The organism is Hyunsoonleella flava (assembly GCF_004310325.1).
GTDB classification, from domain to species: domain Bacteria; phylum Bacteroidota; class Bacteroidia; order Flavobacteriales; family Flavobacteriaceae; genus Jejuia; species Jejuia flava.
In genome coordinates this window covers 19,747-34,853 of sequence record NZ_SIRT01000005.1, presented here as the reverse complement: position 1 = coordinate 34,853, position 15,107 = coordinate 19,747, and the positions used below count along the sequence as shown (strand labels likewise).

General features: G+C 34.8%; 14 protein-coding genes. 2 read left to right on the top strand and 12 right to left on the bottom strand.

Translation table 11 applies throughout. The features are described 5' to 3' along the window. The first annotated feature begins 64 nt into the window (after nt 1–64). Both EYD45_RS07800 and EYD45_RS07795 read left to right on the top strand, forming a co-directional pair. Nucleotides 65–832: an XRE family transcriptional regulator gene (locus EYD45_RS07800; RefSeq protein WP_130963987.1), complete on the top strand. Its 768-nt coding sequence runs from the start codon at nt 65–67 to the stop codon at nt 830–832. Between the two features lie 47 nt (nt 833–879). Further along, a complete protein-coding gene (locus EYD45_RS07795) occupies nt 880–1,575 on the top strand; it encodes a porin family protein (protein ID WP_130963986.1) in 696 nt (231 codons plus the stop codon). Here EYD45_RS07795 and EYD45_RS07790 read toward each other — a convergent pair. From EYD45_RS07790 to EYD45_RS07735, 12 genes are all read right to left on the bottom strand, one after another. Beyond that, complete coding sequence (locus EYD45_RS07790; RefSeq protein ID WP_130963985.1) at nt 1,572–2,177, bottom strand: hypothetical protein; 606 nt, start codon at nt 2,175–2,177, stop codon at nt 1,572–1,574. The genes EYD45_RS07795 and EYD45_RS07790 overlap by 4 nt on opposite strands. After that, nucleotides 2,178–3,638 (bottom strand): RNA polymerase factor sigma-54, encoded by a 1,461-nt coding sequence (rpoN, locus tag EYD45_RS07785; RefSeq protein ID WP_130963984.1) that lies wholly within the window; start codon nt 3,636–3,638, stop codon nt 2,178–2,180. 258 nt (nt 3,639–3,896) lie between these two features. Continuing rightward, complete coding sequence (gene asnS / locus EYD45_RS07780) at nt 3,897–5,330, bottom strand: asparagine--tRNA ligase (protein WP_130963983.1); 1,434 nt, start codon at nt 5,328–5,330, stop codon at nt 3,897–3,899. 116 nt (nt 5,331–5,446) lie between these two features. Further along, nucleotides 5,447–7,858: an efflux RND transporter permease subunit gene (locus tag EYD45_RS07775; protein ID WP_130963982.1), complete on the bottom strand. Its 2,412-nt coding sequence runs from the start codon at nt 7,856–7,858 to the stop codon at nt 5,447–5,449. Nucleotides 7,859–7,918: 60 nt separating this feature from the next. Beyond that, nucleotides 7,919–9,187 (bottom strand): hypothetical protein, encoded by a 1,269-nt coding sequence (locus tag EYD45_RS07770; RefSeq protein ID WP_165453904.1) that lies wholly within the window; start codon nt 9,185–9,187, stop codon nt 7,919–7,921. A 57-nt stretch (nt 9,188–9,244) separates the two neighbouring features. Further along, nucleotides 9,245–9,802: a ribosome recycling factor gene (gene frr, locus EYD45_RS07765; RefSeq protein ID WP_130963981.1), complete on the bottom strand. Its 558-nt coding sequence runs from the start codon at nt 9,800–9,802 to the stop codon at nt 9,245–9,247. 48 nt (nt 9,803–9,850) lie between these two features. Further along, nucleotides 9,851–10,558 (bottom strand): UMP kinase, encoded by a 708-nt coding sequence (pyrH, locus tag EYD45_RS07760; protein WP_130963980.1) that lies wholly within the window; start codon nt 10,556–10,558, stop codon nt 9,851–9,853. 134 nt (nt 10,559–10,692) lie between these two features. Further along, nucleotides 10,693–11,667, bottom strand: coding sequence for a translation elongation factor Ts (tsf, locus tag EYD45_RS07755; protein ID WP_130963979.1), 975 nt, complete (start codon nt 11,665–11,667; stop codon nt 10,693–10,695). A gap of 84 nt (nt 11,668–11,751) precedes the next feature. After that, nucleotides 11,752–12,528 (bottom strand): 30S ribosomal protein S2, encoded by a 777-nt coding sequence (rpsB, locus tag EYD45_RS07750; protein ID WP_130963978.1) that lies wholly within the window; start codon nt 12,526–12,528, stop codon nt 11,752–11,754. Nucleotides 12,529–12,745: 217 nt separating this feature from the next. Further along, nucleotides 12,746–13,132 (bottom strand): 30S ribosomal protein S9, encoded by a 387-nt coding sequence (gene rpsI, locus EYD45_RS07745; RefSeq protein WP_042245326.1) that lies wholly within the window; start codon nt 13,130–13,132, stop codon nt 12,746–12,748. Continuing rightward, nucleotides 13,133–13,588 (bottom strand): 50S ribosomal protein L13, encoded by a 456-nt coding sequence (gene rplM, locus EYD45_RS07740; protein ID WP_130963977.1) that lies wholly within the window; start codon nt 13,586–13,588, stop codon nt 13,133–13,135. It lies immediately after the preceding gene. Nucleotides 13,589–13,801: 213 nt separating this feature from the next. Beyond that, on the bottom strand, nt 13,802–15,004 hold the full coding sequence (locus tag EYD45_RS07735) for a PorV/PorQ family protein (protein ID WP_130963976.1): 1,203 nt from the start codon (nt 15,002–15,004) through the stop codon (nt 13,802–13,804). Between the last annotated feature and the right edge of the window lie 103 nt (nt 15,005–15,107).

Below are 15,107 nucleotides of genomic sequence, written 5' to 3'. Positions count from 1 at the left end.
TAGCTACTAATTGTAGTTTTAGTTGCTTATATTTGTAGCAAATAATGTTAAAGTTTATTTTTTGATGAAGCATATTAATTCTAACATTAAACACTTGCGTGGTCTTAAAGGGTTTTCGCAAGAGCGATTTGCAGATGAGTTGGGGTGGTCGCGTTCTATGGTAGGGTCTTATGAAGAAGGACGCTCTGAACCACCAATTAACCGTTTGATTGAGCTATCTAATTACTTTGATATTCCCATTGATATTTTAGTGAAAAACGATTTGCGTAAAGCCACCAACACCTCTTTTATCAAAGTAGGAAATAAGCGGGTGCTATTTCCAATTACCGTAAATGAAGCCAATGAAGATTTAATTGAAATCATACCGGCAAAAGCATCAGCCGGATATTTACAAGGGTATGAAGACCCCGAGTACATAGAGCAGCTTCAAAAAATAAAATTGCCTTTTTTGCCTACGGGAACACACAGGGCATTCCCTATAAGCGGTGATTCTATGTTGCCTGTAAAAGATGGCTCGTTTGTTGTTGCAAAGTTTGTTGATGATATTGATACCGTTAAAAATGGGCGTACATACATTGTATTAACAAAAGATGATGGTTTGGTATATAAAAGAGTTTATGTAAAAGACGATGAGACCTTAACGTTAAGCAGTGATAATAGGTTTTATAATCCGTATGACATTAAAAAGGCATCTATTATAGAATTATGGGAATTTGCCTGTTGCATCAATACCCAGGAATATGATAAAGATGAATTGAAGGTAAGCAGTATTGCAACATTATTCCAAGAGCTTAATATTGAATTAAAATCGATTAAAGGTTTGAAAAACTAATTTTCAAGCTATCTTTGAAGTGAGTTCCATACCTTCTGATTAGTACAATGAAGAAACCTCTAGCAATCTTGATTTTTACATTTTTTACTACTGCGGTATTTTCCCAAGAAATTACCAGTAAAGTAGTTGATTCGTTGTATAAAGAAGATCAATTTTACATAGGAACAACATATAATTTATTAACCAGAAAACCAGAAGATTTAAAACAAAACAGCTTCTCTCTTGGGTTTCATTTGGGCTATATTAAAGATATGCCAATCAATAAAAGGCGAAACAAATCTATTGGTATCGGTTTGGGGTATTCTACAAACTCCTATATTCAAAATATGCTCATACAGCAGGATAATTCAGGAAACCTTAACTACAGTATCATAGATACTGAAGCGATAAGTTTTACCAAAAATAAGTTTTCCGAACATGTTTTAGAATTGCCTATAGAATATAGATGGCGCACTTCAACTAAAACGTCCTATAAGTTTTGGCGTATTTATGCTGGTGCTAAATTTGGATATGTGTTTTCTAACAGAAGTAAATTCAAGGGAAGCTTGGGGGAATTGAAATATAATAATATTGAAGATTTTAATGCATTTCAATACGGACTCACCTTAAGTGTAGGTTACAATACATGGAATATTTATGTGTATTATGGTTTGAATCCTATTTTTTCAGATACAGCGCAACTTGATGGTGAGAACCTCGACATGAATGCTGTAAAAATTGGGCTAATGTTCTACATTCTCTAAAGCCATTTAGTTACCAAAATTAATTGGGGGAATATTCCAACAAAAACACCCATAATCAATTCGGGATACGTGTGCGCTTTTAGATGCAATCGTGAAGTTGCTACAGCTCCAGCTACAATACTCATAATGGCTAATGTGCCGTTAATGTTAATACTAAAATGGATACTCAAAGCAATAAAAAACATAAACACACCAGAAATGGCAATCATGTGTATACTTGCTTTAAATTTAAGAATGGCCAAAATTAAACACGCCAATGTTGAGATTAATATACCCACGAAAAAGTAGTAAAGTTCAATGTAGGGATCTGGTCTTAATATCCGTTGAATGACCAATAGCACTACAATGGCATTTAAAATTAAGGGGACAATACGCTCTTTAGTGTTTCTTAGATAAATAGAATTTACCTTTCCTAAGGTTTTCAAAAGAAAATATAAAAGTATAGGTAAAATAATGGTTAAAATGGTCAGCGATACCAATTTAGCCCAAATCACTTCCCTATCGATAAATCGAGGTGTTTTAGCAAAATAAAAAATAACACCTGCAATAGGCATTAACAATGGATGAAAAATAACCGAAACACTTTTTAAGATTTGATGCATTTAAATTTTCTTTCTTAAACGTGCTACAGGAATATCTAATTGCTCTCTGTATTTTGCTACAGTACGTCTTGCAATTGGATACCCTTTTTCTTTTAAGATTTTCGCTAAAGCCTCATCCGTGAGCGGTTTCTTTTTATTTTCTTCTTCAATAACCGTTTCCAATATTTTTTTAATTTCCCTAGTGGAAACATCTTCGCCTTGATCGTTTTTCATCGATTCTGAAAAGAATTCCTTTATCAGCTTAGTACCGTAAGGCGTATCTACATACTTACTATTGGCAACCCGAGAAACTGTGGATACATCCATATCAATTTCATCAGCAATGTCCTTAAGTATCATTGGCTTTAATTGACGTTCATCACCAGTTAAAAAATAATCTTTTTGATAATGCATTATCGCACTCATGGTTACAAACAACGTTTGCTGACGTTGCTTTATAGCCTCAATAAACCATTTTGCAGCATCCAGTTTTTGCTTAATAAAAAGTACTGCATCTTTTTGAGATTTACTTTTGTCTTTAGCGTCTTTATACCCTTTCAGCATATTGTTGTACTCTCTAGAAACGTGCAACTCAGGTGCATTTCTGCCGTTAAGTGTTAATTCTAATTCTCCATCAACAATTTTAATGGCAAAATCAGGAACAACATGCTCTACAATACGATTGTTTCCGGCATAAGAACCACCGGGTTTAGGGTTAAGGTGCTCAATTTCAGTTATGGCATCTTTAAGCTGAACCTCTGAAATATCAAACTTTTGAAGTAATTTTTTGTAATGTTTTTTAGTAAATGCATCAAAGGCGTTATCGATGATATCGATAGCCAAATCTGTATCTGCCGTTTTTTCTTTTCTATGTAATTGAATGCTTAAACACTCCTGTAGGTTTCTGGCACCAACACCAGCTGGATCCAATTGATGCACTATCTTTAAAACGCTTTCAATTTTATCCTCAGTAGTATAAACATTTTGAGTAAATGCCAAATCATCCATAATATCAGATAGAGAGCGCCGTATATACCCACTCTCATCAACGCTGCCTACTAAAAACTCTGCAATATCACGTTCTTCTTCATCAAGCCTATAGGTGTTTAGTTGGTTAATTAAATGTTGCGTAAAAGAAGTGCCAGCAGCATAAGGAATAGATTTCTCATCATCATCACTACTATAATTATTGGCTTGTGTACGATAATCAGGTATTTCGTCGTCACTTAAATACTCATCAACATTAATGTCTTCCGCATTTATGGTCTCATTATCATCAAAATCATCACTACTGTTTTCAAATTCGGCATCAAATTCAGTATCCTTTTCCTCTTTGCCGCCTTCTAAAGCAGGATTTTCTTCAAGTTCCTGTTTTATCCGCTGTTCAAAAGCCTGCGTTGGCAACTGTATCAATTTCATCAATTGAATTTGTTGCGGCGATAGCTTTTGCGATAATTTAAATTGTAAATGTTGCTTGAGCATATTTGGGTTTGGTATTAATCAAAGATAAAAAAAGCAATATGTAAACCAAAGGTCGTACCAAACTATTATAATTTAAAATTTTCAGGAATATTATTTTTTTGGGCGCTACCCACAAGGGGTCGGACTTTCACTACTCAATCCCTCCTACGTCGGGGATTTCAAACATGCCGTTCAATCCCTAGCGCATACCTACTTGCTAGCACAAGTACTTTATCCACGTGCAAGGTGTATTTTCTTAAGTAGTATCTTAATCAGTTTCTAAAACTCTGCATTTTGAGGAGTCCGTGGATAAGGAATTACATCTCTAATATTGTTCATTCCTGTAACAAACATAACCAAACGCTCAAAACCAAGTCCGAAACCAGAATGTACGGCAGTACCATATTTACGTAAGTCTAAATACCACCATAATTCTTCTTCAGGAATATCAAGGGCAGCCATTTTTTCTTTTAAAACTTCTAAACGTTCTTCACGTTGAGAACCGCCTACCATTTCGCCAATGCCTGGAAAAAGTATGTCCATAGCACGCACCGTTTTGCCATCCTCATTCAAGCGCATGTAAAATGCTTTTATATTAGCAGGATAATCAAACAAAATAACGGGACATTTAAAGTGTTTTTCAACTAAAAAACGTTCGTGTTCACTTTGTAAATCTGCACCCCATTCGTTTATAGGAAATTTAAATTTTTTCTTTTTATTTGGTTTACTGTTACGTAAAATATCGATGGCTTCGGTATAGCTTACGCGCTTAAAATTATTATCGATAACAAATTTTAACTTTTCAATCAACGACATGTCGCTACGTTCTGCTTGAGGTTTAGTTTTTTCCTCATTTATCAAACGTTGCTCTAAAAACTCTAAATCGTCTCTATTGTGTTCTAAAATATAGTTGAGGACATATTTTAAGAAATCTTCAGCCAAATCCATGTTTCCTGGTAGGTCCATAAAGGCCACCTCAGGTTCAATCATCCAGAATTCAGATAAATGGCGTGAAGTATTTGAGTTTTCAGCACGAAATGTTGGTCCAAACGTATATACCTTTCCTAAGGACATGGCATAAGTCTCGGCTTCTAGCTGACCAGAAACCGTAAGATTGGTTTCCTTACCAAAGAAATCCTTTGAGTAATCTACCTCGCCATTATCATCTAAAGGCGGGTTTTTAACATCTAATTTAGTTACCTTAAACATTTCACCAGCGCCCTCAGCATCACTACCAGTTATGATAGGTGTATGCATGTAATAAAACCCATGCTCGTTAAAATATTTATGTATAGCATACGATAGTTTAGAACGCAAACGCATTACCGCACTAAACGTATTGGTTCTTGTACGCAAGTGTGCATTCTCTCTCAAAAACTCAAAAGAGTGTTTTTTTGGTTGAATTGGATATGCTTCTGCATCAGAGTCTCCTAAAACTTCTAATTCACTAACAAGAATTTCGACTGTTTGCCCTTTACCTTGGCTTTCTACCAATTCGCCTTTAATATGCAATGCTGCTCCAGTAGTTATGCGTTTTAAGAGTGCCTCATCAGTGTTTTCAAAATCTACAACACACTGTATATTACTTAAGGTAGATCCATCATTTAAAGCCACAAATCGGTTAGCTCTAAACGTTCTTACCCAACCTTTAACTTCTACTTCTGGTAATTTATTTTCCTGCTTTAATAATTGAGAGACAGAATACAACTGCATATGTTATGGGTTTAGAACAGTAAATATAATGGTTTCAATGTTTAAAATTCAAATAATAAATTCTAAAAATCAGGCAAATTTTGAATTAATTCATCAAATGTGATTTGAAATTGTAATTAATATTGATTTTCAGGTAGTTCCATATCATTATCGTCCTCTTCAGGAATAATATTAATTGGTGGTTTCTTCAGTACCTCTTTGTTGGCTATGCTTCTTTCTAATGATAAAAGAAGCGACGGCAATAGCAGTAAATTAGACAACATGGCAAACAATAAGGTTGCCGATACTAAAGCCCCCAAGGCTACTGTACCTCCAAAATCGGATATGGTAAATACCGAAAACCCAAAGAACAAAACGATAGAGGTGTAAAACATGCTTACCCCAGTTTCTTTTAAAGCACCATAAACAGATGGTTTTATTTTCCATTTGTTGGCCTGTAATTCTTGTCGGTATTTTGCTAAAAAGTGAATGGTATCATCTACCGAGATACCAAAGGCAATACTAAACACCAAAATGGTTGAAGGCTTTATGGGTACGCCTATATAGCCCATGACACCTGCTGTTACCAGAAGTGGTAAAATGTTTGGTATAAGTGATACGATAATCATTCTTCCAGACCTAAACATATACGCCATAAAGAGAGATATTAGCAAAATGGCAAGGGATAATGAAATTGCAAGGTTTTTAACCAAATATTTGGTACCTTTTTGAAACACCAATGCTTTCCCAGTCATTGTAACATCATAACGTTCGTCTGGAAACACTTTGTCAATTTTATCTTGAAGGTTTTCCTGGATACGTTCCATTTTATCAGTGCCAATATCTTTCATAAACGTTGTGATACGTGCATACTGACCGGTACTATCTACAAAGTTCTTGAGTAAATCCACATCAGAGGATGAGTTTTTAGCATAAGAAAGAATAAAACTGTTCTCTTGTGAGGTTGGCAATTGGTAATGTTTTGGGTTCCCGTTATAGTAAGCCTGTTTAGAATATTTTACCAAACCAACTACTGAGATGGGTTTTGAAAGCTCTGGTGTTTCCACAATAAACTCTTCAATTTCATCCATGCGCTTTAAGGTGGATAACTTCATCACACCCTTCTTGCGCTTGGTGTCTACCATGATTTCAACAGGTAGGATACCATCAAATTCTTCCTCAAAAAACCGAATATCATTAACAAATTGAGATTCTTGTGGCATATCCTCAATTAGACTTCCTGAAACTTTTATTTGGTTTATGCCAATCATGCTGATAGTTAAAAGCAAAACAGAAACAGCATAAATGGCAATACGTTTATTGCGTACCATATATTCCATCCAATTTACAAAGCCACCAATCCAGCGCTTGTTTAAATGCTCTAAATGACGATCTTTTGGAAAAGGTAAGAATGTATATATAATAGGAATTATAAGTAGACAGAGAATAAAAATAGCCAGGATACTTAAGGACGCAACAATACCAAATTCTTTTAAAAGTTTACTTTCTGTAAGGATAAACGTAGCAAAACCTGATGCTGTAGTAACATTAGTCATTAAAGTGGCATTACCAATTTTAGTGATGACACGCTGTAATGATTTTACCTTGTTACCATGAAGCTTTACCTCGTGTTGGTATTTATTGATTAAGAAAATACAGTTTGGGATACCAATTACAATTATCAATGGCGGAATTAAAGCCGTTAAAACAGTAATCTCATATTTTAGTAAACCAATAATACCCAAGGTCCACATTACCCCAATGCAAACTACTATTAAGGAAATGAACGTAGCTCTAAACGACCTAAAGAAGAAAAAGAAAATTATGGAGGTAACCAATAGTGCCGCCACTACAAACTTTCCAATTTCATCAATGATATTTTCAGAGTTTTTAGTACGGATGTAAGGCATCCCAGAAATACGTACATCCAAATCATAATCCTTTTCAAAGGCCTCAATTTTGGGTTCTAAAACCTCAAGAACAAATTCTTTTCTGGCAGATGTATTTACTAACGATTTTTTTAAATAAAGCGCTGTACGTACTGTTTTGGTTTCACTATTGAACAGAAAATTATCATAAAACGGATACTTTTCAAAAAGCTCCTGTTGCAGTGTTTTAACTTCGGAGGTACTTGAAATAGAATCTTTAATAAACGGTTCTAGGGTAAACTTTTCTTTTACAGTGTTTTTTACAAGCTTTTGAAGATCCTTTATGGAAATAACGGCTTCTACCGCTTCATGATTTTTAAATTCTGAAGAAAATCTGTTCCAAGCGTTAAGCTTTTCTATGTCAAATAAAGTACTGTCTTTTACACCAATTATGATTAGATTTCCTTCTTCGCCAAACCTGTCTAAAAAATTATTGTAAGCAATATTCGCTTCATGATCATCGGGCAATAAATTGGCTTCAGTATTGCTAAAACGCATGTAATCCCATTGCGTACTAAACAAATATGTAGCAATAACAATTGCGATGAGTATAGCGATTTTATTCCTAAGAATTAATCTAGCAGTTACATCCCAAAAATCCTTTGTAAACAATTTAAACATAAGCTGTTATAAAAGCTGCGCAAAGGTAGAAAAAACAATGTATTAACAACTGCAAATCGATTATAATGTTAGGTTAAATGTGAATTTAAAAGCAATATTATCCTCAAAGTTTGGAAGGTGATATGCGCCATAACGATACGTAAAACTCAAACCAAAACCAAAGAGTAGTTTGTTGAGTTCAAATCCAGACTCTGTGTAGCCTTTATTCAAGGAGCCAAAGGTAATATTTTGATGTCTTTCTGGACTATCCATATCTCCAATAGCATATCTAGTAATCAATACTAATTGAGGCTTATAGCGTACTGAAACATTAAAGGGCTTTAAGAAGTGCTTGAATTGAATTGTGGTAAATTTATCTGAAAAGAACTCATTAAAAAACATGGTTTCAAAACTAGTAATACCAGCAACTGAGAAACGCTGTAGAATAGTCTCTTTATTAATATTATTAGGGTAAGCATGATATAGGTGTGTTAAAGGAGTGTCGCCTCTTGCAATACCAGAAACCAAAGTGATTTCTGACACATTTTTATTTTTATGCAAATGCCGATGAATAGTTTTAAAGTCTAACATTGAGAAATTAAAATTTCCTTTCAAAACATCTTTCACGCTCTTTGTATATTGTAAAGTAAACTTGGGGTAGCCCTCTTTTATGTTTTCATATAGATTGTCAACAATTTTAAACTGGTTAAACGGGCTCCATTGCATGGATACAGTAGCTGTAGTAAATTGAAATTTGTTGTAAAGTTGGCCATCTAAGTTAAAAACGTAATTATAAGTCGGATCCACATTACTTGAGGCAAATTGCGATTCGGTAGATAATTTGGGGTGAAATTTATGCTTAACCGAGATAGCCTGTGTAATGTGCCGATGAAATAAATCAATATTCAAGAGTCGAGGCTCGAAGAATTGAAAAAACCGTGTATCCGTCAAAAATTTTGAGCTTCCGGTTTCCTGTAAATCGTCAGTATAAGAAACTCTTAACCAGGTATCCGTACGTTTAGATAGTCTTGTGCTTCCTCCAATACTGAATTTGTAAGCGTCATCCCTAAAACCATAAACGGTGTAACCATCAATTTTAAATTTTTCTGAAAAGTTCTTATTTGTAACCCCTCCAAGGCCAGTTCTTAAACCTTCATATTGATTATACTTTACTAAATACCTTAAATCAAAATCAAAATATTTAGTTGGGAAGTAGCCATTACCTAATTGCTTTAAAAAGAAATTCTTTTTAACGGAGTCCTGTTCAATTTCAAAAAAGTTAATTGAAGCATTTTGAGCTTGTGCTACTGCAAAAGAAAAATAAAAAACAAGAGCACAATATTTTAGCATTTATGAGAAAAGAATACGGGTTTTAAAGAAAAAAAGCGACGTTGTTGTCGCTTCTTTTTATACGGTCATGATCTCTTTTTCCTTATTGTCAAAGATCTCATCTATTCTGTTAACGTAACTATCCGTCATTTCTTGTATGTCAATTTCAGCATTCTTCTGAAGATCTTCAGATACATCATCCAGCTTCTTAATATCATTGTTAGCTTCTTTACGTGCATTTCGCACACCAACTTTTGCATCCTCTGCTTCAGATTTTGCTTGTTTTGCAAGTATTTTTCGGCGTTCTTCAGTTAATGGCGGAACATTAATAATAATGCTTTCACCATTATTCATAGGATTAAAACCCAGGTTTGCCACCATAATACCACGCTCTATTTCTTGCAACATACTTTTTTCCCAAGGCTGCACAGTTATAGTTCGGCCGTCAGGTGTATTTACATTTGCAACCTGGTTTAATGGAGTTTGAGAGCCATAATAATCCACCATTACACTTCCAAGCATAGAAGGAGATGCTTTACCCGCTCTAATATTCACCAATTGTTTTTCAAGATGCTTAAGAGCAGCATCCATTGCTTCTTTGGCTGTATCTAATATAAATTGTAAGTCTTCGTTCATCTTTTAAAATTTTAAATTATCTATAAAGATTCAAAAATTACGCCACATTTAAATATTTACTTCGGTACCAATTGATTCTCCAGAAACCACTTTTAGTAAGTTCCCCTTTTTGTTCATGTCAAAAACAATAATTGGTAATTTGTTTTCTTGGCTTAATGTAAATGCCGTAGTATCCATCACTTTTAAACCACGTTTCAATACATCATCAAATGTAATGTTACTAAATTTGGTTGCAGTACTATCTTTTTCTGGGTCGGCATTGTAAATCCCATCAACTCTTGTGCCTTTTAAAATTACGTCTGCTTCAATTTCAATAGCACGCAATACAGCGGCGGAATCTGTTGTAAAATAAGGATTTCCAGTACCACCACCAAAAATCACTACACGACCTTTTTCTAAATGGCGCATTGCTTTTCGACGTATAAAAGGTTCTGCTACCTCATTTATTTTTATGGCAGTTTGTAAGCGTGTAGGGATATCTGCATCCTCAAGTGCTCCTTGTAGAGCCAAACCATTTATTACTGTTGCGAGCATGCCCATATGGTCTCCTTGAACGCGATCCATACCATTACTTGCACCTGCTACACCTCTAAAAATATTCCCGCCACCAATTACAATGGCTACTTGTACGCCTTTATCTGTAATAGTTTTAATATCGTGCGCATATTCTGCTAAGCGTTCTGGATCTATACCGTATTGCCGATTTCCCATTAAGGCTTCGCCAGATAGTTTGAGGAGTATTCTTTTGTATTTCATTGGGTGTATTATGAAGTTTAGCAAAACTAAACATTTTTTTTATTTCTGAAATTTATTTCTGACTTCGATTTTAGGCAAAAAAAACCACCATCCAAAATGGATAGTGGTTAAATATCTATAGTTTTTAAGAAATGTTATCCTAAAGTAACTCTCTTAAATGCAGTGATTTCTACTTCACCATAAGAAGCAACATAAGCTTCAACAGTTTTCTTTTCATCTTTAATGAAATTCTGATTTAATAAACACTGCTCTTGGTCTAAAGTAGTGTTATCAGAAATGAAACGTTGCATTTTACCTGGTAAAATTCTATCCCAGATTTGCTCTGGCTTACCTTCAGCTTTCAATTCTGCTTTTGCGGCTTCTTCAGCTTCAGCGATAACCTCAGGTGTTAATTGTAATTGCGAAATGTATTTAGGTACATTCTTCAATGTTTTTCCTAAACGCTCCAATTCTTCATTATCTTTTTCAATAGCTGCAATTCTTGCTTCGGTTTCTGATGCTACATAAGCAGGGTCAAAATCCTTATAAGATAATGTAGTTGCTCCCATCGAAGCAATTTGCATTGCTACATCTTTTGCAAGCGTTTCAATATTGTCTACAACGCTGGAAAAACCAACAATAGCAGCAATTTTATTAATATGAACATACGAACCAACGTAAGCAGCTTCTACTTTTTCAAAAGCTTTAATGTCTAATTTCTCACCAATTACACCTGTTTGCTCCACTAATTTATCTGCAACTGTCATACCACCGAAATCAGCAGCTAAGAATTCGTCTTTAGAAGATGTAGTTAAAGCAATATCACCTAACTCACTGGCTAGTGCTAAAAAGTTTTCGTTTTTACCAACAAAGTCAGTTTCACAACCTAAAACAATAGCAACACCAACGGTATTATCAGCATTTACTTTTGCTACAGCAGCACCTTCGCTAGATTCTCTATCTGCTCTTTTGGCTGCAACTTTTTGTCCTTTTTTACGTAAGATTTCAATAGCTTTATCAAAATCTCCTTCAGCTTCAACTAAAGCTTTTTTGCAGTCCATCATACCTGCACCAGTAGCTTGTCTTAGCTTATTTACCTCTTGGGCCGTTACTTTTACTGTAGTACTCATAGTATTTATAATTTAAAAAAGTCGTTCAATTTATTTCAGTGAAGAAAATAACTAAACGACTTATTTATGTTGTATTAATGTTATTTATTCTTCTTCTTCAGATTTTGCTGGAGCAACTTCTGCTTTTTTAGCTTCTGCCTTAGGCTCTTTTTCCGCTGATGCAGCTTCTTTTTCTGCCTTACGTTCTGCTAATCCTCCTGCTACTGCATCAGTAACATGAGTTAAGATTTTGCTTATCGATTTAGAAGCATCGTCATTTGCTGGTATTACATAATCCACTTGACGAGGATCAGAGTTTGTATCTACCATTGCAAAAATTGGAATGTTTAATTTTTGAGCTTCCTTAATCGCAATATGCTCACGCTTAATATCCACAACAAACAAAGCACCTGGTAAACGTGTCATGTCACTAATAGAACCTAAATTCTTTTCTAATTTAGCTCTTAGACGATCTACCTGTAAACGCTCTTTTTTAGATAATGTGTTGAAGGTGCCATCTTTCTTCATTCTATCAATAGCAGCCATTTTCTTAACCGCTTTTCTGATAGTAACAAAGTTGGTTAACATTCCACCTGGCCATCTTTCAGTAATGTAAGGCATGTTAACAGCACTTGCTTTTTCAGCAACAATATCCTTTGCTTGTTTTTTAGTAGCAACAAATAAAATTTTTCGACCTGAGGCTGCAATTTTTGCTAATGCTGCTCCTGCTTCGTCAATTTTAGCTGCTGTTTTGTAAAGGTTGATAATATGGATGCCGTTACGCTCCATGTAAACGTAAGGTGCCATATTTGGGTCCCACTTACGTGTAAGGTGTCCAAAGTGCACACCTGCTTCTAGTAGTTCTTTTACTTCTACTGCCATTTTTGTAATAGTTTACGTTCTGTTGAATTAGCAATGATTAAGTGGTCATTTTAAAAAAATTCGCCTTAATCATTTAGATGCTAAACTAAATCTTTCCGCCTATGCGGAATAGACAACAATAACTGGTTTTAATTTTGCTGAATTTTTCAGCATTTTCAATAAAATAAAGTAATTCAGAATCTGAACTTTCAGATTCTGAATTAAGAGTTTTGGAATATTAACGTTTAGAGAACTGGAATTTCTTACGCGCTTTCTTCTGACCGAATTTCTTACGCTCTACCATTCTTGGATCTCTGGTTAATAAACCTTCTGGCTTTAGGATACCTCTGTTTTCAGCATCTACTTCGCACATAGCGCGGGATAATGCTAAACGTACAGCTTCTGCTTGACCAGTGATACCACCGCCATATACATTTACTGTAATATCAAAGTTGCCGTCATTGTTAGTCAAAACCAATGGTTGCTTTACTTTATACTGTAACGTACCTGTAGTAAAGTAATCGGTTAAGTCTTTTTTGTTAATCGTAATGTTTCCTTTTCCTTTAGAAACATAGGCACGAGCAACAGCCGTCTTTCTACGGCCGATTTTGTGAATTACATCCATTTATTTGAATTCATTTAAATTGATTGTTTTAGGCTTTTGAGCTTCATGTTTGTGCTCAGCACCTACTACAACCGTTAGGTTACGGAATAAAGCTGAACCTAATTTGTTTTTAGGCAGCATTCCTTTTACTGATTTTTCTACTATACGAGCAGGGTTTTTTCCATACAACTCGGTAGCAGTTAAACTTCTTTGACCTCCTGGATAACCCGTGTGGCGAATGTATGACTTATCGTTCCACTTGTTTCCAGATAAGTTGATTTTTTCAGCATTAATAACAATAACGTTATCGCCGCAATCAACGTGTGGTGTGAAGTTTGGCTTGTGCTTACCTCTTAAAAGTTTTGCAACTTTAGAAGCTAAACGACCAAGCGTTTGATTATCAGCATCAACAACAACCCACTGCTTATCTACAGTAGCTTTGTTTGCCGAAATCGTTTTGTAGCTTAATGTGTCCACACTAATTTATTTTTCTGATTAAACATTCCTCTTTCTCAAAAAGAGTTTGCAAATTTACGATTATATATTTGATTACCAAATAGTGTAGGGGATTATTTTAACTGAAAAATTCAGGCTTTTTAGGATTGAAAATTGATATGTAAAAACCCAATCCAAGTAAACAGTTTTTACAACCGGATTGGGTATTACAAATACTAAAACCATAATATAAAATTAGTTTTTATCTACAAATTTAAGGTTGATACCTACTGAAAAAAGAAACGTTCTATCTGTAAAATAAGAAGGAGGTGTGAAGTTGTCGGCATAATCATCCAGAATTCTGCTCGTTACAAAATTCACTTCGCTATTAAAAGGCAATTTACCATTTGTTAGCCGGTTTACTGGTAGGTTTACACCAAAACCCCAAGTAAGTCCTTTTTTGCGGCCTGTAGCCCAAAACCCGCCATCTGGTTTGTCTCCTGTTGGTCTAGTTTCATTATAATAACCAAGGCGTAAAGCTAGTAAATTCATAAACCATGCCTCAGCACCAATACCAAAGGCAGTGTTATTTTCATGATTTATGTTCTGAATGGTTTCTTTTGGGCCAGGAAGTACATCTCTATATTGTAAATGTATTGCTAAGTCTAATGTTTTTGGTGCACCGCTAAAAAACCCTTTCCCCTCAGTGAAGTCTGGTCGAATAGCCAATGTAGTCTTATAAGCTGCTCCAAAGGACAAATGAATGGGTAAATCTCTGTAGTTTAAATTATCTAGATAGGTTTGTTCTATTCTGTTTTTCATTAGGGCATTTACCAAGCTTCCAGCAAATACTAGACGTTGATTTGAGAGATTATCTGACTTAATAAAGTCTACTTCCTTTGTATAAATGGCTCCAACAGATAGTATAAATTCAGAATTAGTTACATTATCGTCTAGCGACCTGCTTACAAGATAATTTCCAGAAACGCCAAAATTTAAACCTGGAATTATTTCGTAGTTGCCAGTAAGCAGATAAACAGATTGACTTCGACGCTCTACACTTTCTTCAAAACCGCCAATTATGGTTGTCCAAGGCGAATTTTTTTCGTCCCACCAATTTAAATTGCTAGCACTAACTATTAGTTTGTCATTAATACGGTATGATATTCCTAAAAACGGATACTGACTGCCCTTATAAACAGGGCTGCCTAAGGCATAATTTAAGTGTACATTAACTTTTTCTTTAGTTAAGCCAATGGTTGCGGGATTATAAAATACATTTTCTACACCATCTAACGTTATGGTGGTTAATCCCATGCCTGTCGCTCTTGCACTTGAGGGTTGTCCGTAAAAAATACCACTGTAGTGTGTGGGGTTGTAATAACTCGCTTGAGCATTTATGAGACTGAAATTAGCTGCTATTAATATTATGGCTATAGTTTGGATGATGTTTTTCATATCGATTGGTTTAATTAATTACCAATGCATCGATATAATGTTAAAATGTCATCAAAACGTGATTTTTCTTTTCAGTTTTGGATAAAAAGATTTAAATTATGAA

Coding starts and splice junctions, on each gene's coding strand:
- EYD45_RS07800 (WP_130963987.1), top strand. CDS start 65: ATGAAGCATATTAATTCTAACATTAAACACTTGCGTGGTCTTAAAGGG.
- EYD45_RS07795 (WP_130963986.1), top strand. CDS start 880: ATGAAGAAACCTCTAGCAATCTTGATTTTTACATTTTTTACTACTGCG.
- EYD45_RS07775 (WP_130963982.1), bottom strand. CDS start 7,858: ATGTTTAAATTGTTTACAAAGGATTTTTGGGATGTAACTGCTAGATTA.
- rpsB (WP_130963978.1), bottom strand. CDS start 12,528: ATGGCAGTAGAAGTAAAAGAACTACTAGAAGCAGGTGTGCACTTTGGA.
- tsf (WP_130963979.1), bottom strand. CDS start 11,667: ATGAGTACTACAGTAAAAGTAACGGCCCAAGAGGTAAATAAGCTAAGA.
- EYD45_RS07770 (WP_165453904.1), bottom strand. CDS start 9,187: ATGCTAAAATATTGTGCTCTTGTTTTTTATTTTTCTTTTGCAGTAGCA.
- asnS (WP_130963983.1), bottom strand. CDS start 5,330: ATGCAGTTGTATTCTGTCTCTCAATTATTAAAGCAGGAAAATAAATTA.
- EYD45_RS07790 (WP_130963985.1), bottom strand. CDS start 2,177: ATGCATCAAATCTTAAAAAGTGTTTCGGTTATTTTTCATCCATTGTTA.
- pyrH (WP_130963980.1), bottom strand. CDS start 10,558: ATGAAATACAAAAGAATACTCCTCAAACTATCTGGCGAAGCCTTAATG.
- rpoN (WP_130963984.1), bottom strand. CDS start 3,638: ATGCTCAAGCAACATTTACAATTTAAATTATCGCAAAAGCTATCGCCG.
- frr (WP_130963981.1), bottom strand. CDS start 9,802: ATGAACGAAGACTTACAATTTATATTAGATACAGCCAAAGAAGCAATG.
- EYD45_RS07735 (WP_130963976.1), bottom strand. CDS start 15,004: ATGAAAAACATCATCCAAACTATAGCCATAATATTAATAGCAGCTAAT.
- rpsI (WP_042245326.1), bottom strand. CDS start 13,132: ATGGATGTAATTCACAAAATCGGCCGTAGAAAGACGGCTGTTGCTCGT.